Genomic DNA, 21,778 nt, shown 5'->3' on the forward strand with positions numbered 1-21,778 from the left:
TCGTTAGTATTCAGTGCTCAATAGAAAATCTGCAATGTGCATACTTTTGATTCCCTGGTAATTGCCTCCGGCAAATTCATCGGTTCTTAAAACATACTTCGGATAGTTATCCCGGATTTCCAGCAGCCGTTCATATTCGCGCTTTTCTGTTTTTTCGGATTTAATCTCCTGTGTGACCTGCACATACAACCGGTCATTCTGCTTCTGCGCCACAAAATCGACCTCACCATCCGGCGTTTTTCCAATCGTCACGGTATATCCTCGTCTGCAAAGTTCCAGATACACCACATTTTCCAGACTGGAAGCGACGCTGTCCGGTGTGTAGCCCAGCACGCTGTAACGCAAAGCGGTATCGGCAAGATAAAACTTCTCCTGCGTTTTCAGAATCTCCTTTCCGCGCAGATCGTATCGAGAACAGCGATGAAGGAGATATGCTTTCTCCAGCTTTTCCAGATAGCTGTACACCGTTTCATTGTCGATAGAACGATGCTCTGATTTCAGATAATCAGAAATTGATTTTGCCGAGAATGAATTTCCCACATTCGCAAATGTGTACCGAACCACTCGTTCCAGCTGGTCGATCTTGCGAATCTGGTTTCTCTTAACAATATCCGAGAAAATCGTGGAATTATAGATATCCCGGACAATCGTATAAACCTCATCCTGTGAATACTCTCGCAGGTGCGTTGCAGGGAAGCCGCCCAAGCGGATGTAGTCTGCCAGTTCAGCATGGATATCCTTTACCTGTGTATACTGCTTTTTGAATTCCAGATATTCCTGAAACGAAAGCGTATAGATACGGAAGGAAACATATCGTCCGGTCAGGTAAGTCGCTATTTCTGAAGACATCATTCTGGAATTGGAGCCTGTCACATAAAGGTCAACATCATAATCCGTTGCCAAAGTGTTTACTACTTTCTCCCAGCCTTCAATTTCCTGAACCTCATCCAGAAAGAGATACGTTCTTCCCGTTGGACTGAGCTTTTCTTTGACAGTCTTGAACATATCCTTCGCTGTCATATCCTCATAATCCATGGAATCGAAACGCATGCTGACAATCCTCTCAGACGGAACACCATGCTCCTGTTGCAGCTTCTCCATGATCATTTTAAGGACTGTGGATTTTCCGCAACGGCGAACACCCGTCAACACTTTTACAAAAGGTGTGTCGGTGTATGCCATAATCTTATCAACGTAGAGCGGTCTGTTTATCATAGGAACCACCTCCATGATTCCATAATACCGCAAACGCATCAAAAAATCAATAGAAGTTGCGATTACAAACCGCAACTCCTGCTGATTTTCATTGATTTTTTAGGTTGTGTCGAATTCTGTCCTTCTCTGCTTCAGAATACCGTCGTTTACCCGAAAAGCCCAGAAAGCAACGGCACCAGAGTCGTGCCGATCAGTGCCACACCGCCGCCAGCCATCAGCTGTTTCATGCCCTGAGACTTTGTACCAAATAGCGATAGGTAATCCTTTGATATAATCTCCGGATTTTTCCCCGCTCCACACCGTGCATGCAGCTTTCACCGTACACGGCGTTCCATCGAATTCAACAGCCAGGGTTTTTCATATACGATTTACACACTTCGTAACAGCATATTTATCAAAGAATGATTACAGGCATTTCTGTCATAGTTCGAAGTTTGTTAAGCTTTGCAAGTTTAGAATCATCTAATTGCAGTGGGTTCATCTCAGCAAATCAGACAAGCTGTATTCTCCTTTGGGGATATTTGCTGTTCTGCGATACTCTTTTATGGCTTTCACCAAGAGCTGAGGGTTACTGAAATACTGCTTCACAAAATCATACGACTTCACATCATGCATCCGAAGATTTGTTTTACAAAATTCGCTTGGTTTTTTTTCAGAACGCTTAAATTGATCATATGCTCCTTCCGCATGAATAATCAGCATTTCAATTTCTGGCGCAGTAATGACATTTACCACATCAATTTTCTGCTCATATGCTTTACTCAATCGAAATTCCTCTCTGCGAGAATCCAAAATTTTTCCGTAGGTATCGCTCCTCGAATCGTTTAGCACTTCTGCAACGGATAACACGTTCTTCCAACATTTCTTCTCTGTTGAAAATCAGAAGATCATTATCAACCAGTATGTCGATAATAGCTTCTTCGGCAGAGCCTTCACATATACACGCCTTGTATTTTGCTAATTTCATTCTGCCGCCTCCTTAATTGATCGAAGCAGCCAGGTTTTTCTTCAAGCGCATATACGCTTCATGTGCTGGCGTTGTTCCCTCAAGGAAGCCGCTCTGATAAGCATCACTCTTTTTAATATCATTACGTTTCAATATATCACTTATCCTCCAAGGGTTGCTCCATCTTCTTTCAATTCTCGCATACAAACCCATGATAACTTAGATGGTGACACCCACCAAGCTATCCACCAAGTTAGCCACCAAGATTCAACGCCGTCAGCAGTTATATTGCACCTAATCCCCCCCATTTCCAACTCGTTCAAAAGCGAATCCTGCGGAAGCGAGGCAAACACATCATTCTCGACCGCACAGCGTAAAGAGTCTGTATTTCGTTTCAGTACATCCGATGCAGAAACAGCAGAAACCTGATATACGCCTTCCTCCAGATGTTTACGCAAAAACACATAACTATGCTTTGGCAGGTTCAAATCCAGCATATCTGTATCCCGTGCTGTACACAGGGCTCAGACCGTTTCGCTTTCCTTCTCTGTTATGCCTTAACCAACGACCAGCCTTGGCTCTTAGTCTGGAGCTGTACCATGTGGGCAAAAATGCCGCCCTTATGCAGCAACTGTGCAGGCGATCCCTGTTCTGCTACTGCTCCATCTTTGAGCACCACAATCTTATCTGCACTGGAAACAGTGCGCATTCGGTGAGCAATAATGAGAACCGTTTTATCCTTGATAAGTCGTGACAGTGCTTCCTGAATGGCAGTTTCGTTTTCCACATCCAAGCTGGCGGTGGCCTCGTCCAGCAGGATGATGGGCGCATCCTTCAGGAAGGCGCGTGCAATGGAAATACGCTGGCGTTCTCCGCCGGAAAGGGCGCAGCCGTTCTCGCCGATGTTGGTGTTCCACTTGTCCGGCAGCTTCTCGGCAAATTCCTCGCAGTTTGCCAGCTTTGCTGCCGCAAGGGCTTCCTCGTCGGTGGCACCTTTGCGCCCCAGACGGATGTTTTCGAGGATCGTGTTGTCAAACAGGGTCACATCCTGAAACACAATGGAATAAAGGCTCATCAGTTTTTCCGGGTCGATTCGGGAAACCTCCATACCTCCTACGGTGATGTGTCCCTTCTGGTAATCCCAGAACCGTGCCGCCAGCCGGGAAACAGTGGTCTTGCCGCCGCCGGAGGGGCCTACCAGTGCCGTGACCTCCCCCTGCTTTGCGGTAAAGGAAACATCCCGCAGCACCGTCTCGCCGGAGTTGTAGGCAAAGCCCACATGGTCGAACACGATATCACAGCCCTGATTGGTCAGCTGCTCGCTGCCGGTCTGCAGGGGAGCGTCCAGAATCTCGTTCATCCGCCCCACATTGGTGCGCATGGCGATGACCGCCGCCAGATTCTGCAACGCGCCCTGCATAGGGTCGTACATCCGGGATGCCGCCATCAGGAACAGAAACAGAGTCAGCACGTCGATGCCACCCTGCACCAGCAGCACCGAACCGGTGAGCGCCACCGACGCAATACCCAGCTTGAGCACCATGCCGGCGGAGGACACAAACAGCGCTGTTTCCAGCTCTGCCGTGATGGACTGCTTTTCCACTGCTCGAATTTTGTCGGAAAGGCCAGACAGATACCGCTGCTCCGCATTGCTGGCTTTCAGGTCCCGGAGAGTCTCGATGTACTCCTGAATGCCGTCCGCACAGGCCATTTTCGCAGCCATGGTCCTGGCCTGCACCTTATCCTGTACCCGATAGCTGCCCACCACGATGGCAGCGGATACCGGAATGACCCACAGAGCCGCCAGTGCCATCCGCCACTCAAAGGCGAACAGGCTCAGGGCAATGAGCACGGTGGAGATGAGGGAGCCGAACAGACCTGGGATGAAGTGGGAGCAGTCCTTTTCCAGTACCTCGCAGTCCGCCATGATGGTGCTGGTCAGGTCGGCAAGGTCTCGCTTGCCGAAAAAGGACAGAGGCAGCTTCCGCAGCCGCTCCGCAAGGGTCAGGCGGCGGGTGCCGCTCTCTTTATAAGTGGTAAAATAGGTGCCGTTGTACTGGAACCATGTGGTCAGCAAAATCAGCACAAAGCAGGCAACGCATCCCAGCAGATAAAAGGTGCTTCTCCCGCTCGTAGAGCCTGCCAGCAGGTCTTTTACCAGAAGATACAGCAGCCCGGTGGGCAGCATGAACGCCATGTTCTGGAACGCACAGGCCAGAACGCCCTTTACAAGCCCCTTTGCGCCCTCCGGGGAGCTGGCTGTGGCGTGTTGAATTTTTTCGATCATTCCTTACCCCTCCTTTGCGACCTTCCACTGCACCGACGCCTGATACTCCTGCCACATCTGGGCAAACAGGCCGTTCTGCGCGCACAGTTCGTCCTTTGTGCCGGATTCCACAATCTGCCCATCCTGCACCACATAGATGCAGTCGGCGTTGGCGACGGTGGACAGGCGGTGTGCGATCATCAGCACCGTTTTGCCCCTTGGCAAGCTGGGCAAAAGCGGCCAGCACCTTAGCTTCATTGTCCGGGTCAGCAAAAGCGGTGGCCTCGTCCAGGATCAGGATGGGCGCATTTTTCAGCATGGCGCGTGCAATGGCAATGCGCTGCTGCTCGCCGCCGGAAAGATACACGCCCTTGGTGCCGATAACGGTATGGATGCCCTCCGGGAACTTTTCGATAATATCCATGCACTGCGCTGCTTTCAACGCTGCCAGCACCTCGGCTTCGGTGGCCTGCGGTCTGCCAAGACGGACATTATCCAGAATGCTGCCCTTGAGCAGGCGGCTGTTCTGGAACACAAAGGAGATGGTATCCATCAGCTCTTCCTTGGGGATTGCCCGCACATCCGATCCGCCCACCCGGACGCTGCCGCTCTGCACATCAAAGAACCGGCAGACAAGGTTTGCCAGCGTGGATTTTCCGCCGCCGGAAGGGCCTACAAAAAGCCACGGTCCGTCCCGGCTGGATCTCCAGCGAAACGCCCTTGATGACCTCGGTTTTTCCGTCATAGCTGAAACGCACGTTCTGCAGCGCGACGGAAGCATCCTGCGGGTGCTGCGGAACAACCTGCACCTGCATGGGTGCTGCCTCCAGCACCGAGTCGATGCGTGCCAGCGCATCCGCTACCACCATCTTGTTCTCGCTCATGTACATTATGCGGGTCAAAGTCAGGGAGATCACCGGCGTGATGATGATATAGAACAGCAGGTTCAGCAGAAATTCCGGGGTCACGCCGTGAGCCGTGAACAGCAGCCCACCTGCAATCAAAAAGGCGAACACGCCGTTGACGGCGGCGGTGTAGAACATCATGGGCAGGCGCAGTTCTTTGGTGTAGGAGATGACCCACTTTTCGTAGTCATCAATGGCGGCCTTGAATTTTTTGAAGGAAAATATACTCTGCCCGAAGGTCTTGACCACCGGAATGCCCCGGACGTATTCCACTGCCTCATTGGACATGGCCTCCAAGGCGTTTCCGTACTGCCGCATTTTTTTCGACCATCCGCTTGCCGGTCATGGTCGCCATAATGAGGAAAGCCAGCACCACCGGCGCAAGGCTCAGCAGCCCCAACCTCCAGTCGAACGCCAACAGCAGCACCAGCAGCCCCACCGGGGTGGCAATGGCGTTGTACTGGTCGGGCAGCTGGTGGGCAAGATAGGTCTCGGCGGCTCCGGTGCTCTCGTGGATGATCTTGCGCAGCTTACCGCTGCCGAAATTCTCGGCAAAGCCCAGTGGGAGCACCGCCAGATGCTCCGACACTGCCAGCCGCAGATTCGTCGCCACCCGGAACGCCGACAGATGGGAGCACATCAGCGCCGCAATGTAAATAAGGTAAGACAGTACTGCGAATAACACTGCCATCCAGCCGTAATGAGGGATGTTCACCGCCTGCGCATAGTCAGGTGCGACAGCCAGCACATCCCGCAGGATCTTCCAGATGTACACAAAGGGCACCAGTGCCACCAGTGCGCTGACCGCAGACAGCACCCACGAGGCATAGGTAAAATATCGGTAGTTCCCGGCATAACCCATCAACCGGGAAAGATCGGACTGTTTTTTCACGAAAGAACCTCCTTCAAAAAAAATTATGCAAAAATCGCAGCGTTACCCTTTCTTTTTGTACCCGCAGTCGCAGTAGGGTCCGCCGGAGGCAAGGGTGTACTGCCGCACAAATTCGGTCACACCGCCCGCTTCGCTCATGGTGTAGTCCAGATGGCACAGGGCAGGGGGCAGGTCGTACAGACCCAGCTCCTCCATCAGCACACAGATGCCGCATTTAGTAAAGCGTCCCTCGTAGCCGCTGCCATCCGGGTATTCGTAAAACTCCATGTTCCACGAATAGGGGTTGCGGTCGGCTGCTTTTGAAAGGAACCGGCAAACAGCGCCCACATCCCAAAGGGCATTCCAGCGTATTTCATTGCAGATACCTCCCGGCTTCCGCTTCCAGTGCCTGCCATACCGGGTAGACTGTGCCATGTTCATCGAAAAATTTCTTAAGATCCCGGTTCAGCGCACTCATTTCGTCGATGGCGTTCATGGCATGGTCGGAGGCGCAGAGCTTGCCCAGCGAGGTGGCACACATCAGCTTGAAAAAGCGCAGGCAGGTCTTGCGGTATTTCTCCCCTTCAAAGTCTGCATCCTCCTTGGGCAGAATGGTGTGCCCGGCATCTCGGATGGCGCGATATCCCTCGATGTTGGCATCCAGCACACGGTTCAGGTACGCGGTATCTCCCCTGAGCTTTTTCAGGTCGCCATCTGTCTTATAGCAGGCGAAGGCCGCAGGCATCACAAACGCGGCATGGCAGAGCAGATAGTCCTCCATGTTCGGCTCGTAAACAACCTTATATTTTGTGCCGTGGAAGATGCGCCCGATCAACTGTTTATTGGAGGTTGCACCCGTCAGCTGCCCGATGGTGATCTTCTTCAGGTCGATGGAGACCACCCGGTCAGCCTCCCGATGCCCCGCAGAAAGCGCAAAGGCAAACAGGACATTCTTCCCCGGCAGCGCCGCCGCCAGCGCCCTCGCCTGCACATTGTTCCCCACAAAAACGATGTTCTTCGTCCGGTTCGCCCGCAGCGTGTCCAGAACGGAATCCAGCTGTGTATAGCGCAGGACCACAAAGATCACATCGTACATTGCATCCGGTGCAAGTTCAGTCACCACCGGAATGCGGCTGACCGAGGTGCGGAGCGAAAATTTGTCCTTGATCCGCAGGCCGTTCTGCTTGATCTCCGCAGCCCAGTTTCCCCGCGCAAGCAGAGTGACATCCTTTCCGGCGCGCAGCAGATTTCTTGCCAGATTGCACCCCAGAACGCCTGCACCATATACCAGAATTTTCATAGCTTACCTCCAAATCCGATCTTCACGATCTGCATTTTCATCCCGTTGTCCCCGACCTTGGCGAGAAATCGGAAAAAGCCGCTGACGGAAGGGTCTTTCAGGTCGTTGTAGCCCATCATATAGCCCCTGCTGGATACCCGTAACCGGCTGTCCCACTCGCCAATCTCCTTGGGAGCATCCGAAACCGCGAAATATGCCCCTACATCCTTGATTTTCGCCGTCCTGAGCCACGTTTTGGCGATCATCTTCACCGCCGTACGGTTGGCAGCATCAAAGACCAGCACTCCGCCGGGGAAAGCGTCCGCCATCCACTGCACCAGTTCCCGAACCTGCTCCGTCAGGAAGTAATAGAACACCCCGGAGGCAAAGAACACCGCCCCGCCGGAGGCATCGATCTTGTCAAACCATGCGAGGTCTTTCAGGTTGCAGGGGATATTTTGCTCCCGCTCCCCGGCGGGCAGCAGCTGCTGCCGCAGGGCAATCACATCCGAGAAATCCAGATTGTAGATTTTACAGCTGCCGTTGTCGCAGGCTTTGCCGGTGTTATCCAGCCCACAGCCCAGATTGACCACTGCCGCGCAGGGGTGGTTTTTCAGGTACGCCTGCACTTCAAAGGCAAGGTCATTCTGCCGCATGGCGACCTCCAGCGCCCCGAAACGCTGCATCAGGCTGCGGGAATTTTTCTCTGCCTCTGAAAAGTCGTAGTCGATCTGGTCGATCAGACGCACCGCCGTTTCGTCCCGGTAAAGGTTCGGATACAACTCCGTACACAGCTTCCGGGAATACAGCGGGAGGATCAATGTCTCCTGCACGGTGTTTTTCTCGATTTTGTATTTCATAGGTTGTTCCTCCCTCAGTGAGTAAAAATAGTCATCATTACCGCCAGCACCATCGCTATGACTGCCATGCCCACCGTGCCGAATGGCCACTTTTTCTGCTTGTTTTTGGCAGTAATGTAGGGCTTCAGATCCTCTGTTCCGGGGATCGTCCATGCGTTCGTGTGCCCCACCCAGTAACCATCGATCAAAAAACGGTCAATGAGATTCATAACGGATAAGATGACCAGCAGCTGCCAGAAGCCCGCCGCAAAGCTGCGCGCACCGTTTATCCCATAGACACAGACCAACACATAGCTGATATAGCCGGGGACGCAGACGGCTTTGAACAGCAGGCTGTTGCGTCGGATGCGTTCCGGGCTTGTAAGCCCCAGTTTTACGCACCGCTGCTGCACCGCCGGGCTGTAAAGATGCACCATCCCAACAACCCCCCTTACGGATGCCCGCAGCGCAGATCAGAACCAGCAGAACTCCCAACCCAAGACCTTCCAGAATCACCTGTAAGAGCATTCCCTGTTCCTCCTGTATCCGTTTTCGTCCCGGTATTCGGGATGCTCCCTTGCATACGGGTCTTGATCTCCTCTGCTATGGGTATTGCCCCGCGATAGCATACGCCGCCTCCGGGCAGCATGACCATCAGTTCTGGATTTTCTTGCCCAAATTCAAAGTATTTCATCTGCATATCCCCCACGGCAGTAAGTATCCGGCAGCAGCAAAAGCATCGGAACTGTTCTGAAATTCACAGCCTTTTTATCTTCCCACACCTTTCAAGTACCCGCTCTTTGCTTTTTCTTCGGTATCGTCAGATTCATCATAGGCATCGTAAAGCGCATTGGGGGTGTGGGCTCTTTTTTGAAAGGCGAGCACAGCTCATTTTCTCCGCCAGACGGTCATAGTTGTATCCGGCATCAATCATAATGGTGGTATCGCCCTTGCGGTAGAAGAAGATATTTGCCACCCACTCTCGCACACAAGCGACATTTTCATCGATCCAGCCGGTGTTCAAAGGCTTAAAGATCTCCCTGACCCGGTACATCCGGCTCATTGCTTTTCTTTGAAATTCCGTTGCTTTTTTCGACATGATTGCACCTCATTTCTGTGCTGTGACGCACAGCCAGCCCTTTTTATTTTTGTGACTCTGAACCCTGCCAAAGTCTGCTTGCTCCAGATACACTTTCAGATCAGCATCCGTATAGATGGTCATACCGTTAATGATTCGCGTCCATTTGTCGTCTTTTGCTGTTTCGCCGTTTGCTTCGTTACAGATGAAAAAAGTCCCGCCGGGCTTCAGCACCCGATAGACCTCTCTGAAATTTTGCGCAAGCTCCGGCCAGAAATAGACCGTTTCAAATGCGGTCACTACATCAAACTGCTCCGCTTCAAACGGCAACTCTGCTACACTTGCCTGCTGCACAGTACACTGCCCTGCTGCAATGGCACCTGCATTGACCTTTCGCGCTTTTTCTACACTGACTGCCGAATAGTCGATGCCCTGCACCTTGCCCTTGGGACACAGCTTCAGCAGCGTTTTGATGTTCGCTCCACCGCCGCAGCCGCAGTCCAGCACCATGGCATCCGGGGCAGGCTGCAAAAAATGCAATCCCCACGCTGCCATTGCGCTGTGCCCAAAGTTCATCATAGCAACCATGATCTTCCCGCTAAAGCCTACGGGCTTGCGGGTGTTTTCAAAGAAGGACATATCACACCTCCGATTTCACACATTCCGTATAGGTCAGCGGAAAAGAGGCCTTTAGAACAACACTTTTTCGCACTGTCCAATCATTCTGTTGCAGAAATTTTAGGTATTCTTCACTCGTCCACTTGCTGTGGAGAGGAAAGCCTGCCAGATTCATGAAAAAGGCTTTGACCTTGCCGGGAAACGAGTTCCCCGCGTGGGTGAAGGTCGGCGCGATGAGCACGCCGTCCTCTTTCAGCACCCGCTTGATTTCTTGCAGGGCTTTTTCCGGCTGCGGCACGATGTGCAGCGCATTGGACACGATCACCACATCAAAGGACTTATCCGCATAGGGCAGGCGGAACATATCCTGCACGGAAAAGTGCAGCTTGGCAGAGCGGTTATCACGCTTGGCCTCGGCAATCATCTCCGCGGAGGCATCCGTCGCCTCGATGTGCGTTGCCGCGTTCACAATGTGCTTTGCAATCAGTCCCGTGCCGGTCGCCAGCTCCAGCACCGTTTTGGCTTTCACCACCGGCCGGATCAGCTTATACATCTCTTCGTATGCCGCCCGATCCTTTCGCATAAAGCGGTCGTAACGACCGGCATTTTTGTCCCAGAAGGTCTTTCGTTCTTTCATAGCCGTTGCCCTTATCTCTTCTTTATTTTTTGCCGCATTGTGCCTCTCGGAAAGGATTCAAAGTGCCGCTAAATTTTCCCGTGCAGGCATCTGTCCCGCCGCTCTCTGGCGTATTCCAGCAGTGCATTGCACGCCGGACAAAGCGCCTCGCCCCTTGTCCCATGCACGCCACAACAATACCGGCGCACCATGAGGGTAACGGTTTCGATCCCCTTTTCCTTGTTCAAGTTCTGAAGTCCTTTCTGTTTTATACGCAGTTAGTCTCCTATAACCATCTGGTGGAAGAAAAGGCAGGCCACCTGTATGCAGTCTGCCTTTTGCCTGATGCGAAAGCCCGCAGACGCGCGGGGCTTACAGCACCAGCGAGGGCGCGGTGTAGACCCGTGCCTTCAGCTCGCTGTTTAGCATATACAGCCCCTTGCTGTCACCGCCGAACAGCTCCATCTTGGTAATGAGGTCGGCGGCGTTCTTCTCCTCCTCGCCCTGTTCCTTGATGAACCAGTCCAGCATCTGCATGGTGCGGAAGTCCCTGACCTCGTATGCGGCGGCGTAGATGGCATCGATGCTGGCGGTGACCAGCTTCTCGTGCTCCAGTGCCTTTTTCAGCGGGGCCATGTGGTCGACTCGTTCCCACTCCGGCTTTGCGATAGCCTCAAAGGTGACGCCCTCGCCGTTATTCTGTAAATACTGATAAAACAGTATGGCGTGATCCCGTTCCTCCTGCGCCTGTACCCGGTACCAGTTCTCAAAGCCGTCCAGTCCGACGGCGGCGTAGTAGTTGGCAAAGTCCAGATACAGATAGGCGGAGTAGAACTCCTTATTGATCTGCTCGTTGAGCAGCTTAGATACGTTAGCGTTCATGATACTTCTCCTCCATAAGATTGTCTTTTTCCTGCTCCCGGCAGGCGGGGCAGATATACCGTACCCAGAGCGATGCTGGGATGCTCCCTTTTCATCTCCAGGAACACCTGCTCCGCCGTGGGATGCTGTTGCAGCTCCGTTACGGCGGCCAATATCTCCTCTGCGTATTTTGGCATACCGCCAACCCTCCAAATGCAAGAATGAGCCTTATTCTTTTGCTTTTATTATATCTATATTTTTTTCTCTGTCAACAACCACAAAGGGCTTGTGCTCCAAAAGCTGCCTCGAAGTACCTTGACAGTTTTAACTGTATCTGTTATATTTCAGTATAAACTGTATCAGCAGCAAACACAGTTGCATTGGAGGTTGATTATGCGTCAGATATTGCTTTTCGCGGCACTTGCCGCCGTGCTTGCACTGCTTCTGGTGAGCTGCGGGGGAACCAAGGACAAGCCGGTGCCGACAGAAGAGGACGCTCCCGGCAAGGCGGCGTATCATAAGATCAGCGCCGAGAAAGCCTATGAGATGATGGTCTCGCAGGAGGTCGTGGTGGTGGATGTCCGCACCCGGGAGGAATACGATGGCGGGCATATTGAAAACGCCGTCCTTGTGCCCAACGAGAGCATCGGGAGCGAAATGCCCGAGACGCTGCCCGATAAGGAGGCGACGCTGCTGATCTACTGCCGCAGCGGCCGCCGCAGCAAGGATGCTGCACAAAAGCTGCTGGCGCTGGGGTATCAGAGCGTCTACGACTTCGGCGGCGTCATCGACTGGCCCTACGAGCTTGTGAAGGAGGGATGATTGTGGACGGTTCTTTTAATCTGGCCGTCCATGCGCTGGTCTGCCTGAGCCACAGTGGACGCTCCCTCAGCAGCGAAGCGCTGGCGGAGAACATCTGCACCAATCCCACCCGCGTCCGCCGGGTGATGGCGGGGCTGAAAAAGGCGGGAATGGTGGAGACCCGGGAGGGCTTGGACGGCGGCTACCGCCTGACGGCAGACCCCGCAACCCTTTCTCTCCGGCAGGTGGCAGAGGCGGTGAATACCCGCTTTGTGGACTGCGCGTGGCACAGCGGCGACATTGACCGGGACTGCGCCATCTGCTCCGGCATGGCGGGCGTGATGGATGCGCTGTACTGGAGCATGAATGAGGAATGCGCCGCCTATCTCTCGCACATTACGATCACGGATATTGAAAGACAGCTTTTCACGCAGAAATAGAAGGATTTTACGATGCTTACCATTACGACCAACAGCTTTGAAAATGACGTCCTGCACGCGGACAAGCCCGTGCTGGTGGATTTCTGGGCCCAGTGGTGCCCCTACTGCCGCCGTATTGCCCCGGCCTTCGACAAGGTGGGGGAGCAGTACGCCGACACGCTCATCGCCGGCAAGATCAACTACGACGAGGAGCCGCAGCTCATCGAGCGTTTCGGCATAGACACCATCCCCACGCTGATGCTCTTTAAGAGCGGCGAGGTGATCGGCTCTGTGGTAGCGCCCGGCTCCAAAGCCGCCATTGAGACATTTATCCGGGAAACGCTGGCGCAGTGAGGGCGTGGCTATGGAGCAGATCTATGATACGCTTCCATGTAGCACACTTCGTGTCTCCTTAGAAACCGAGGGCAACGGTCAAAGCCATCCGTTTGCACCATGGTCAAAATGCAAAAAGTGCAGCCGCAGATATTCTCTGCGGCTGCACTTCGATCCATTTTCAAAGCTTCGGCATCACTCAACGCCATATTGTTGTCTAAATAAATCAGCGACGATGTTTTGCTTTTGAGGCATCGGGCGGCCGGACGAAGCCAGACTCGCCGCCTACTCCGCGCAGAGCTCCGCCACCAGAGCGTCCATCTGCGCTTCGCTGGTTTGGTTCAGTGCGCCGCGCAGCAATACCTCTGTTTCACACAGTCGGAGTTCCTTCATCTTTTCCAACTCGGCACGCATCAGCCGCGCGGCAGCAGGGGCCCATGAGCCGTTTTCCATGAGGCCGATCCGGCGGTTTCGGAATCCCTTTGTCTGTAAATGATCCAAAAAGGCCTTCATAGGCGGGAACAGTCCTCCGTCATAGGTGGAGCAGGCCAACACCAGTTTCCCACAGTAGAATGCGCTGGTCACGGCATAGGAAAGGTCTGTTGCCGTCAGATCGCACATGGTGACTTGCGCACCTTTTCCCTCCAGCTTGCTCTTGAGGGCCTCCGATGCATATGCGGTATTTCCATGGATGGACGCGTGGACGATCAGGATGCCCTCCGGTTCTTCCGGTTTCCATTGTGACCAGAGATCATAGAGCCGCAGATACTCCCCCAAGTCTTCTGTGAGCATGGGGCCATGGAGCAGGCAGATCGTTTTGATCTCCAGCGCGGAGATTTTTTTCAGCAGCACCTGCACCTGTGCGCCATACTTTCCGACGATGTTGTAATAATACCGCCGGGCCTGCGGCGCCCAGGGGGCACGGGCAGTCCGTTCCAGTGAACCGAAGCGGCCAAAGGCATCCGCCGAGAACAGGATTTTTTCCTCCTCTTCATATGCTGCCATCACCTCCGGCCAGTGTACCATCGGCGCCAGCAGAAAGCACAGCCGGTGCAAACCCAAGGAAAGCGTATCTCTTTCGCCAACCTCCAGCATACGGTCTTCCGACAATGCACCTGTGCCGAAGAACTGCTTGATCAGGGTAAATGTTTTCGCGTTTCCCACGATCTTCATCTCCGGGTACTTTTGTGCCAGCCGCATGAGGCTGCCGGAATGATCCGGCTCCATGTGTGTGACCACAAGATAGTCGGGGCTGCGCCCCTCCAACACCCGCGCCACATTGGAAAGCCATTCTTCCGCCGCCCGTGCGTCCACGCTGTCCATCACGGCGATTTTCTCGTCCAGAATGACATAGGAGTTGTAGCTCACTCCCATAGGCTGGACGGGGTACTGGTTTTCAAAGAGTGCCAATGTGTTATCATCCACCCCTACATAGCGGATGGCATCTGTTACCGTTTGAATGTTCATAATACAAAACAACTCCTTATCATCTGTTCAGGACCTGCATCTCTGGGTTCTTCTCCCCGAATTTCTCGCGCAGCGCACTGCAGATATCCTCCCGGGACTTGCCCTGCTTCTCACCGTTTTTAATGAGCTTGTACGCCTGAAACAGCGCCGAGGGGCCGATCTCGCTGCTGAAAAAGCCGATGCCCTGATTCCATGCCAGCAGCTCGAACACATCGTCCAACGCGGCGCTCTCCACACCGTGGATATATGCCTTTACCAGCTCCCGCGCCGCCTGCCTCATCCGGCCCGCACCGACAGCGTTGGTCAGGGACAGCAGCAGCCGCGTTTCGTAGGGCAGTACGCGCTTCTCGCTCTGCCATGTGGTCTCCCAAAAATCCACGGCGATCTGCCCCAGCTTTTCATCGATCATGGGATAGTTCAAAAGAGCCAGCGGCTTGAAGGGAGCGGAGCTGTCGCCTTCCTTCTTCTCTGTGCGGCAGAACCAGACATGGAACTCCGCCTCACTCCGCTGCTCGGTGTGGTGCTCGTAGCCCAAGCCCTCCATGACAGCGTACAGTGGATGCGGCTCAAAGGTCTGGATGATGTGCAATCCTTCGCCCACCTCCAACGCCTCGGCTCTTTTCTTCAGCCCTTCAAAGAAGCTGCCCTGTATATGGCGCACATCCACCGTCTGAAACCCCTGCGCCTTATTCTTCCAGTTTTCGTAGCTCATGCGGTTATTCTCCTTTCTTCACTCGATAAAACCAAATATGATATTCGCTGCCGCTCACCTTCTCCGTGTGATGCGCAAAGCCCATAAGGGCCAGCACCGGGTACAGGGGGACAGGCTCGAAGGTCTGGATGATATGCAGTCCTTCGCCGTTTTTCAGCGCGGCAGCCTTTGCCTTCAATGCGGGGAAGAAGTCCATCTTTTTGCCCCGCACGTCCATCACTTCAAATGTGCCGATTTTGTCCTTCCAGTTTTCATAACTCATAGTCTTTGCCTCTCTTGCAGAAAGCTCACGCCTCTTCAAAGGAATCCTTACCCACGCCGCACAGGGGGCATTCAAAATCCTCCGGCACCTCGCTCCATGGCGTTCCCGGCGCGATGCCGCCCTCGGGATACCCCACGCCCTCGTCGTACTCCCAACCGCAAACGGTGCATACATACTTCATTGTGCTTCTTCCTTTCTTTTTCTAATGATTTTGTTATTCTTCCACCAGCCGGCCGTCCACCGTCACGGTGACCACCTGCCACGGGATGAACTTCCCGCTCTGCTGGAGTGCCTTTTTCGCCGCCAGCTCCAGCCCGCAGCAGCAGGGTACCTCCATGCGGACGACGGTAACGCTCTTGATGTCGTTTTCCCGGATGATCTCCGTCAGCTTTTCGGCATAGTCCACGCTGTCCAGCTTGGGACAGCCCACCAGCGTGATGTGTCCCTTGATGAACCGCTCGTGGAAGGCGGCGTAAGCGTAGGCGGTGCAGTCGGCGGCGATCAGCAGCCGCGCCCCGTCAAAATACGGGGCGTTTACCGGCACCAGCTTGATCTGCACCGGCCACTGGGAAAGGCGGCTCGTCTGCTGGGCTTGCGGCGTTTCATGTTCGGTCCTCCTGTTGCTTTTGTGCGCTCATTGTACTATACTAAAAGCAACAAGTCGGTTGAATTTTCAACGAAAGAGGCCTTTTTATGAAAGAATTTTTTCCGGTGCTCCATACGGCGGTGCTTTTCTCCGGCATTTCCGATGAGGAGCTTGCCGCTATGCTCTCCTGCCTTGGGGCGAGGATCGGCACCTTTCCCAAAGGCTCCCGCCTGCTCCGCGCCGGGGAGTCGGTGGAGGAGGTGGGTCTCGTGCTGGCGGGCAGCGCCCTCATCGTGCAGGAGGATATCTGGGGAAACCGCAACATCCTCTCCAAGACCGGGCCGGGGCAGACCTTCGCGGAGGTGTTCGCCTGTGCGCCGGGAGCGGTGCTGAACGTGAGCGTAGAGGCGGAGAGCGCGATGACGGTGATGTTTCTACACATAAGGCGTGTTTTGAGCGTGTGCCCCTCCGCCTGCTCCCACCATAGCCAGATCATTCACAACCTGCTGGGCGAGTTAGCGGAGAAAAACCTGCGGCTCAACGAAAAACTCACCCACATGGGCCAGCGCACGACACGGGCCAAGCTGCTGTCCTATTTTTCCGGTGAGGCGCAGCGCCGGGGCGGCTATGAATTCGACATTCCGTTCTCCCGCCAGCAGCTTGCGGATTATCTCGGCGTAGAGCGCAGCGGGCTGTCGCTGGAACTTGGAAAAATGCGGGATGAGGGCCTGCTCGACTTTCACAAAAGCCATTTCCTTCTCAAAACGCCGGAAACTGACCGTCCCTTTCCTTCTGCGCGTTAAGGAGTCCTCTTTGGGCGTATTGGCAAGTGCGGATAACCCCCGTCAGCCACGGAGCGTCGGGGTTTTGCAGATGGAAGAAGCAGCTACGGTCTGTAGAGATCGGCAGGACAGCGTCAGCGCGTACAATCTGATTTGATCATACCCACAGCCGCTTTGGCTGTGGGTATTTTCTGTTTGAACTCCAAAAGCTTTGCAGAGCTCAAGGAGCCTAAGCCTTCACCGCGTCCAGGTATCTTTTCTTTTTGCGGTGTGTATTCGTAATACTGGAAAGTGATCTGCCGTTTTTCCTGAATGGCGTTATGGATCTCATCCACGCTGTAATAAATACACTCATTCTCCGGTTTGGCGGTACCTTCCATATAGATATGCCGATCCAACTGGCGGGCATGAGATTCACTGGTGAGCTTACCCAGCTTTTCAATAAGCCGTTCGCTTTTCTTGGCCGTAATGAAGCGGGAGGATTCCACCGCGTCCACCAGCAATTTTAACTCCGGCAGTTCAAATAACCGTTCTCCTACGAAGTATCGGTTCTGGGTGCTTTTGACACAGACGATGTCCATGCCGTTGCTTTGCAAGACTTCAATAGCGGAATATACGCTCTTGCGCCCTGCCTGAATGCCATGTTCCCGCCAGTAGGCAAGAATATCCGCTACGGAAGGCGGATGCTGATCATCCGTATGCTCATACAGATACTGCTGTAAGAGCAGCAGACCGTATTGGAATTCATTTTTCATACCGCTTTCCTTTTCTATTTCCACATTTTTAGGAACAATTCGTTACAGTACTTCTTTATAGCTATCCCTTTCGGGTGATATACAAGCCCTCGCGGTGATTAAGTCATGACTTTTTTCTGCTCACATTTTCGCGGCAAATCTCCAAGGCAGGGAGCGGCAATCATAATCGTACAACCGGAGCAGCGCCGCGCCGATTTTCTCAAATCATGTGACGTCGTCACAGTAAAACCGCTTGTCACGCGGTATACTATGCATAAAAACACAGCCGCAGAGTACATCTGTGGCTGTGTTTTGTGTTCAGTTGCTCACTGTTGCGTGGACTGGATATGGAGAGACAACATATCTCCCGATCTTACATGGGTTATCTTATCTACCATCACTCTGGCAGTTTGCCTTGCAGATATGTCGGCATCCCCACTGCAGTCGTATCCGGCCTGACCTTAAACATGGCTTTTTCAATCTACCTCCCTTATCGGTTTTCCGCGATATATTTCTCCGCCATGTGAACTGCCATCGCGCCGTCCGCCACGGCGGTGACCACCTGACGGAGGGGCTTCGTCCGCACGTCGCCCACGGCGTAAACGCCGGGAATACTGGTTTCCGTGGTCTCTCCGGCCACGATATAGCCGCCGCCGTCCAGCGCCAGTTGACCCACCGCCAACGCCGTGGCGGGCTGTCGGCCCACGCTGACAAATACGCCGTCGCAGTCCACCACGCTTTCCTCACCGGTGACGGTGTCCCGCAGGCGTACGCCGGTCAGCCTGTCCCCGGAAAGCAGCGCGGAAACGGTGCTGTTCCAGCGGAATTCCACATTTTCGGCCTGTTCCAGTGGCTCGTGATAGATCTTGGTGGCCCGCAGGGTGTCTCTGCGGTGGACGAGGATCACCTTTTTCGCCACGCGGCTGAGAAGGAGGGCATCTGCCGCGGCGGAATTGCCGCCGCCCACCACGACCACCGTTTTGTCCTTGTAAAACATCCCATCGCAGGCGGCGCAGTAGGCCACGCCCCGGCCCAACAGCTCCGTCTCTCCGGCAACGCCCAGCGTTCTGGGGTCTGCGCCGGTGGCCAGCACCACGGTTTTCCCCCGGAAGATCCCCTCGCTGGTCTCCACGAGCTTGGGAACCGCCGTCAGATCCATGCAGAGAACTTCCGCGTATTCGCTGCGTGCCCCAAAACGCTCCGCCTGCTTTTGCATCTTCTCCGCCAGAGAGAAGCCGTCGATCCCGTTCTCAAAGCCGGGGTAGTTGTCGATCTGCTCGGTCAGGGCCATCTGCCCGCCAGCAGACAGCTTTTCCAGCACGACGATGTCCAGCCCCGCCCGTGCCGCGTACAGGGCGGCGGTGTAGCCGCCCGGGCCGCCGCCCACCACGAGCATATCATAAACATGATTGTTGTTCATATCTGAACCCTCCGTTATTTCGCCAAGGCTTTCTGAATGAAGCGGTCGATCTCTGCCTTTGAGCCGGGCGCGGTGATGGAATCCACGGCCTTTCCGTTCCGGTACAGCACCAGAGTTGGGATGACCTCGATCCCCTCGGCCCCCGCCAGCCGCGGCTCCTCGTCAATATTGATCTTGCCGACGGCAAGGCTGTCCGCGTATTCCTCTCCAATCTTCTCATACGCAGGGCCGATCCTCCGGCAATAGCCGCACCAGGGCGCCCAGAAATCCACCAAAACAGGCTTTTCCTCCCGGATCAACTGCTTAAACTGCTCCTGATTCATGTTCATAGCTGCCATATCTGTCAGCTCCTTTCCTTTGTTTGGGTATTCTCAAGACTCCGGTCTCGCCCCACACCACATCGTGACTTCAACCTGAGATGACGGTACTCTGCCCTTGGGACATAAAGCAGATGAGTAAGACCCTCATCTGTACGAGAATAGCTGCGGTTTGTTGCAGCTTATTCCGCGCAGAGCTCAGCCACCAGAGCGTCCATCTGCGCTTCGCTGGTTTGGTTCAATGCACCACGCAGAGACACTACCGTTTCGTAAAGGTGGATATCCTTCATCTCCTCCAATTTGGTGCGCATCAGCCGCGCGGCAGCAGGTGCCCAAGAGCCGTTTTCAATAAGGCCAACCCGGCGGTTTCGGAATCCCTTTGTCTGTAAATGTTCCAAAAACTCCTTCATGGGCGGAAACAGTCCTCCGTCATAGGTGGAGCTGGCTAAAACCAACTTCCCGCAGTAGAACGCACTGGCAACAGCGTAGGAAGAATCTGTCACAGCGAGATCACATATGTTGACCTGCACGCCTTTTTTCTCTAATTTACCCTTGAGGGTCTTCGCCGCATGGGCAGTATTTCCATGGATGGATGCGTGGGCAATCAGTATGCTCTCCGATTCTTCTGGTTCCCATTGTGACCAGAGATCATAGAGCCGCAGACACTCCTCCAGCCCTTCTGTAAGCACGGGACCATGGAGCGGGCAGATCGTTTGGATCTCCAGCGCGGCGGTCTTTTTCAGCAGAGCCTGCACCTGTGCGCCATATTTCCCGATAATATTGTAATAATACCGCCGGGCCTGCGGCACCCAGGGGGCACGGGCAGTCCGTTCCAGTGAGCCAAAGCGTCCGAAGGCATCCGCCGAGAACAGGATTTTTTCCTCCTCTTCATACGCTGCCATCACCTCCGGCCAGTGTACCATCGGTGCCAGCAGGAAGCGCAGCCGGTGTGAGCCCAGAGAGATCGTGCTGCCCTCGCCAACCTCCAGCATACGCTCTTCCGACAATGCACCTGTGCCGAAGAACTGCTTGATCAGGGTAAATGTTTTTGCGTTTCCCACGATCTTCATCTCCGGGTACTCTTGCGCTACCCGCATGAGGCTGCCGGAATGATCCGGCTCCATGTGTGTGACCACAAGATAGTCGGGGTTGCGCCCCTCCAACACCTGTGCTACATTGGAAAGCCATTCCTCCGCCGCCCGTGCGTCCACGCTGTCCATCACGGCGATTTTCTCGTCCAGAATGACATAGGAGTTGTAGCTCACTCCCATAGGCTGGACGGGGTACTGGTTTTCAAAGAGTGCCAATGTGTTATCATCCACCCCTACATAGCGGATGGCATCTGTTACCGTTCGGATATCCATATAAAAAATACCTCCTATTCTGATGTCTTTGGTTTTCTTATAAATCGTCTATCAGTGCGGTGCTCTTGGCGTAGGCGGTACTGCGTGCCTCAAAGAAATCGGTCTTGACCATATTGGCGTCAGCGTACTGGCTGACCCATTCCATGCTCTCCGGTTCGCTCTCAAAGCCCGGATACAATGCCGGATAGCCAAGGCTCGTCCAGCGAAGATTGCCGAGATAGCGGATGTAATCGCTAATCATCTGCCGGTTCAACCCCGGGATGTCGTCGCCGATCACATAATGCCCCCATGCGATCTCCTGCTCCACGCCCTCACGCATCATCTCGCGCAGCGCTTGTACGCTCTCGGCGGTGAACAACTCCGGCTGCTCCTTTTGCAGCTCCGTGATGATATTGCGGAACAGCCACAAGTGCGTGTTCTCGTCGCGGTTTATATAGCGGATCTCCTGCGCCGAGCCGGGCATCTTCCCGTTTCGGGAGAGATTGTAGAAGAACATAAAGCCGCTGTAAAAATAGATGCCCTCCAAAATATAGTTCGCCATCATCACGCGCAGCAGCGTGGGAGCGCCCTTCCGCTCCTGAAACTCGTTGTAGCAGTCCCCAATGAAGGTGTTGCGGCGCAGCAGATGCTCGTCCGTTTTCCATTGGTAGAGGATGTCATTGCGCTCCACGGGGGAACAGATGGTGTCGAGCATATAGCTGTAGCTCTGTGAGTGGACACACTCCTGAAACGCCTGAATGGACAGGCAGAGATTGACCTCGTTGGCTGTAATGTAGGCGCCGATATTAGGCAGGTTCGCTGTCTGAATGGAATCCAAAAAGACAAGAAAACTCAGAATTTTATCGTAGGCGCTGCGCTCGGCTGACAGCAGGCGGGGATAGTCCTTCACATCCTGCGAGAGATTGATCTCCTCAGGGATCCAAAAGTTGTTCATGGCCTGCCGGTACCAGTCGCTGACCCAAGCGTACTTCATATTGTTGAAGTCGTTGAGGTTGGTGGTATTGCCGCCGATCATGCGCCGCAGGCGCACATCAGGGTCGCCCTCCGGGTTAAAGAGGGGCTTTTTCTTCAGTTCCATCATGCTATC

General features: G+C 54.1%; 26 protein-coding genes and 5 pseudogenes. 4 read left to right on the forward strand and 27 right to left on the reverse strand.

What is annotated here, in order from left to right:
• Nucleotides 1-3: 3 nt before the first annotated feature.
• The 17 genes and pseudogenes from RJD28_14555 to RJD28_14635 form a co-directional block, all read right to left on the reverse strand.
• Nucleotides 4-1,215 (reverse strand): ATP-binding protein, encoded by a 1,212-nt coding sequence (locus RJD28_14555; GenBank protein WNV57443.1) that lies wholly within the window; start codon nt 1,213-1,215, stop codon nt 4-6.
• A gap of 146 nt (nt 1,216-1,361) precedes the next feature.
• Nucleotides 1,362-1,460, reverse strand: a pseudogene (locus RJD28_14560) (Maff2 family protein).
• 232 nt (nt 1,461-1,692) lie between these two features.
• Nucleotides 1,693-2,182 (reverse strand): annotated as a pseudogene (locus RJD28_14565) (hypothetical protein).
• Between the two features lie 140 nt (nt 2,183-2,322).
• On the reverse strand, nt 2,323-2,658 hold the full coding sequence (locus RJD28_14570; GenBank protein ID WNV57444.1) for a hypothetical protein: 336 nt from the start codon (nt 2,656-2,658) through the stop codon (nt 2,323-2,325).
• Between the two features lie 53 nt (nt 2,659-2,711).
• Complete coding sequence (locus RJD28_14575) at nt 2,712-4,448, reverse strand: ABC transporter ATP-binding protein (protein ID WNV57445.1); 1,737 nt, start codon at nt 4,446-4,448, stop codon at nt 2,712-2,714.
• A 3-nt stretch (nt 4,449-4,451) separates the two neighbouring features.
• Nucleotides 4,452-6,224 (reverse strand): annotated as a pseudogene (locus RJD28_14580) (ABC transporter ATP-binding protein).
• A gap of 42 nt (nt 6,225-6,266) precedes the next feature.
• The gene (locus RJD28_14585; GenBank protein WNV57446.1) at nt 6,267-6,644 is read right to left on the reverse strand and encodes an L-2-amino-thiazoline-4-carboxylic acid hydrolase; all 378 of its coding nucleotides are present in this window, start codon (nt 6,642-6,644) and stop codon (nt 6,267-6,269) included.
• Complete coding sequence (locus tag RJD28_14590) at nt 6,577-7,503, reverse strand: 2-dehydropantoate 2-reductase N-terminal domain-containing protein (GenBank protein WNV57447.1); 927 nt, start codon at nt 7,501-7,503, stop codon at nt 6,577-6,579. The genes RJD28_14585 and RJD28_14590 overlap by 68 nt, the downstream gene beginning before the upstream one ends.
• Nucleotides 7,500-8,342, reverse strand: coding sequence for a class I SAM-dependent methyltransferase (locus tag RJD28_14595; protein ID WNV57448.1), 843 nt, complete (start codon nt 8,340-8,342; stop codon nt 7,500-7,502). The genes RJD28_14590 and RJD28_14595 overlap by 4 nt, the downstream gene beginning before the upstream one ends.
• Before the next feature lie 14 nt (nt 8,343-8,356).
• Nucleotides 8,357-8,758 (reverse strand): hypothetical protein, encoded by a 402-nt coding sequence (locus RJD28_14600; protein ID WNV57449.1) that lies wholly within the window; start codon nt 8,756-8,758, stop codon nt 8,357-8,359.
• A gap of 14 nt (nt 8,759-8,772) precedes the next feature.
• On the reverse strand, nt 8,773-9,015 hold the full coding sequence (locus RJD28_14605; protein WNV57450.1) for a hypothetical protein: 243 nt from the start codon (nt 9,013-9,015) through the stop codon (nt 8,773-8,775).
• A gap of 195 nt (nt 9,016-9,210) precedes the next feature.
• Nucleotides 9,211-9,420 (reverse strand): annotated as a pseudogene (locus RJD28_14610) (MBL fold metallo-hydrolase).
• A 9-nt stretch (nt 9,421-9,429) separates the two neighbouring features.
• Nucleotides 9,430-10,038: a methyltransferase domain-containing protein gene (locus RJD28_14615; GenBank protein WNV57451.1), complete on the reverse strand. Its 609-nt coding sequence runs from the start codon at nt 10,036-10,038 to the stop codon at nt 9,430-9,432.
• Nucleotide 10,039: 1 nt separating this feature from the next.
• Nucleotides 10,040-10,654 (reverse strand): class I SAM-dependent methyltransferase, encoded by a 615-nt coding sequence (locus RJD28_14620; GenBank protein WNV57452.1) that lies wholly within the window; start codon nt 10,652-10,654, stop codon nt 10,040-10,042.
• 68 nt (nt 10,655-10,722) lie between these two features.
• Nucleotides 10,723-10,881: a nitrous oxide-stimulated promoter family protein gene (locus tag RJD28_14625; protein WNV57453.1), complete on the reverse strand. Its 159-nt coding sequence runs from the start codon at nt 10,879-10,881 to the stop codon at nt 10,723-10,725.
• Nucleotides 10,882-11,005: 124 nt separating this feature from the next.
• Nucleotides 11,006-11,518: a ferritin gene (locus tag RJD28_14630; protein WNV59641.1), complete on the reverse strand. Its 513-nt coding sequence runs from the start codon at nt 11,516-11,518 to the stop codon at nt 11,006-11,008.
• A complete protein-coding gene (locus RJD28_14635) occupies nt 11,512-11,691 on the reverse strand; it encodes a transcriptional repressor (GenBank protein ID WNV59677.1) in 180 nt (59 codons plus the stop codon). The genes RJD28_14630 and RJD28_14635 overlap by 7 nt, the downstream gene beginning before the upstream one ends.
• 196 nt (nt 11,692-11,887) lie before the next feature.
• On the opposite strand from RJD28_14635, the gene RJD28_14640 reads away from it, so the two are divergent.
• From RJD28_14640 to RJD28_14650, 3 genes are read left to right on the forward strand one after another with little or no spacing between them, the layout of a single operon-like run.
• Entirely contained in the window at nt 11,888-12,316 is a 429-nt protein-coding gene (locus RJD28_14640) for a rhodanese-like domain-containing protein (GenBank protein WNV57454.1), read from the forward strand.
• Nucleotides 12,313-12,735, forward strand: coding sequence for an Rrf2 family transcriptional regulator (locus tag RJD28_14645; protein WNV57455.1), 423 nt, complete (start codon nt 12,313-12,315; stop codon nt 12,733-12,735). Before RJD28_14640 ends, RJD28_14645 begins: the two co-directional genes overlap by 4 nt.
• 12 nt (nt 12,736-12,747) lie before the next feature.
• Nucleotides 12,748-13,068, forward strand: a complete 321-nt coding sequence (locus tag RJD28_14650) for a thioredoxin domain-containing protein (protein WNV57456.1) — start codon at nt 12,748-12,750, stop codon at nt 13,066-13,068.
• 264 nt (nt 13,069-13,332) lie between these two features.
• Here RJD28_14650 and RJD28_14655 read toward each other — a convergent pair whose 3' ends face one another.
• The 5 genes and pseudogenes from RJD28_14655 to RJD28_14675 all read right to left on the reverse strand — a co-directional run bounded on the left by RJD28_14655 (nt 13,333) and on the right by RJD28_14675 (nt 16,068).
• Entirely contained in the window at nt 13,333-14,514 is a 1,182-nt protein-coding gene (locus RJD28_14655) for an FprA family A-type flavoprotein (protein WNV57457.1), read from the reverse strand.
• Between the two features lie 19 nt (nt 14,515-14,533).
• On the reverse strand, nt 14,534-15,226 hold the full coding sequence (locus tag RJD28_14660) for a DUF2249 domain-containing protein (protein ID WNV57458.1): 693 nt from the start codon (nt 15,224-15,226) through the stop codon (nt 14,534-14,536).
• A 4-nt stretch (nt 15,227-15,230) separates the two neighbouring features.
• On the reverse strand, nt 15,231-15,488 hold the full coding sequence (locus RJD28_14665; GenBank protein WNV57459.1) for a DUF2249 domain-containing protein: 258 nt from the start codon (nt 15,486-15,488) through the stop codon (nt 15,231-15,233).
• 25 nt (nt 15,489-15,513) lie between these two features.
• Nucleotides 15,514-15,669, reverse strand: coding sequence for a rubredoxin (locus tag RJD28_14670; protein ID WNV57460.1), 156 nt, complete (start codon nt 15,667-15,669; stop codon nt 15,514-15,516).
• 33 nt (nt 15,670-15,702) lie between these two features.
• Nucleotides 15,703-16,068 (reverse strand): annotated as a pseudogene (locus RJD28_14675) (ferredoxin).
• A gap of 113 nt (nt 16,069-16,181) precedes the next feature.
• On the opposite strand from RJD28_14675, the gene RJD28_14680 reads away from it, so the two are divergent.
• A complete protein-coding gene (locus tag RJD28_14680; protein ID WNV57461.1) occupies nt 16,182-16,877 on the forward strand; it encodes a Crp/Fnr family transcriptional regulator in 696 nt (231 codons plus the stop codon).
• 113 nt (nt 16,878-16,990) lie between these two features.
• Here the strand turns inward: RJD28_14680 and RJD28_14685 are convergent, their stop codons facing one another.
• From RJD28_14685 to RJD28_14705, 5 genes are all read right to left on the reverse strand, one after another.
• Nucleotides 16,991-17,611 carry a hypothetical protein gene (locus RJD28_14685; protein WNV57462.1) on the reverse strand — a complete coding sequence of 207 codons (621 nt, stop codon included), beginning with the start codon at nt 17,609-17,611 and terminating at the stop codon, nt 16,991-16,993.
• A gap of 469 nt (nt 17,612-18,080) precedes the next feature.
• Nucleotides 18,081-19,010: a thioredoxin-disulfide reductase gene (gene trxB / locus RJD28_14690; protein WNV57463.1), complete on the reverse strand. Its 930-nt coding sequence runs from the start codon at nt 19,008-19,010 to the stop codon at nt 18,081-18,083.
• Nucleotides 19,011-19,024: 14 nt separating this feature from the next.
• The gene (gene trxA / locus RJD28_14695) at nt 19,025-19,348 is read right to left on the reverse strand and encodes a thioredoxin (protein WNV57464.1); all 324 of its coding nucleotides are present in this window, start codon (nt 19,346-19,348) and stop codon (nt 19,025-19,027) included.
• A gap of 161 nt (nt 19,349-19,509) precedes the next feature.
• Nucleotides 19,510-20,691, reverse strand: coding sequence for an MBL fold metallo-hydrolase (locus tag RJD28_14700; protein WNV57465.1), 1,182 nt, complete (start codon nt 20,689-20,691; stop codon nt 19,510-19,512).
• A gap of 37 nt (nt 20,692-20,728) precedes the next feature.
• Nucleotides 20,729-21,772, reverse strand: coding sequence for a ribonucleotide-diphosphate reductase subunit beta (locus RJD28_14705; GenBank protein WNV57466.1), 1,044 nt, complete (start codon nt 21,770-21,772; stop codon nt 20,729-20,731).
• Between the last annotated feature and the right edge of the window lie 6 nt (nt 21,773-21,778).

It is taken from the genome of Oscillospiraceae bacterium NTUH-002-81, assembly GCA_032620915.1.
In the GTDB taxonomy this organism is placed as follows: Bacteria; Bacillota; Clostridia; order Lachnospirales; family Lachnospiraceae; genus JAGTTR01.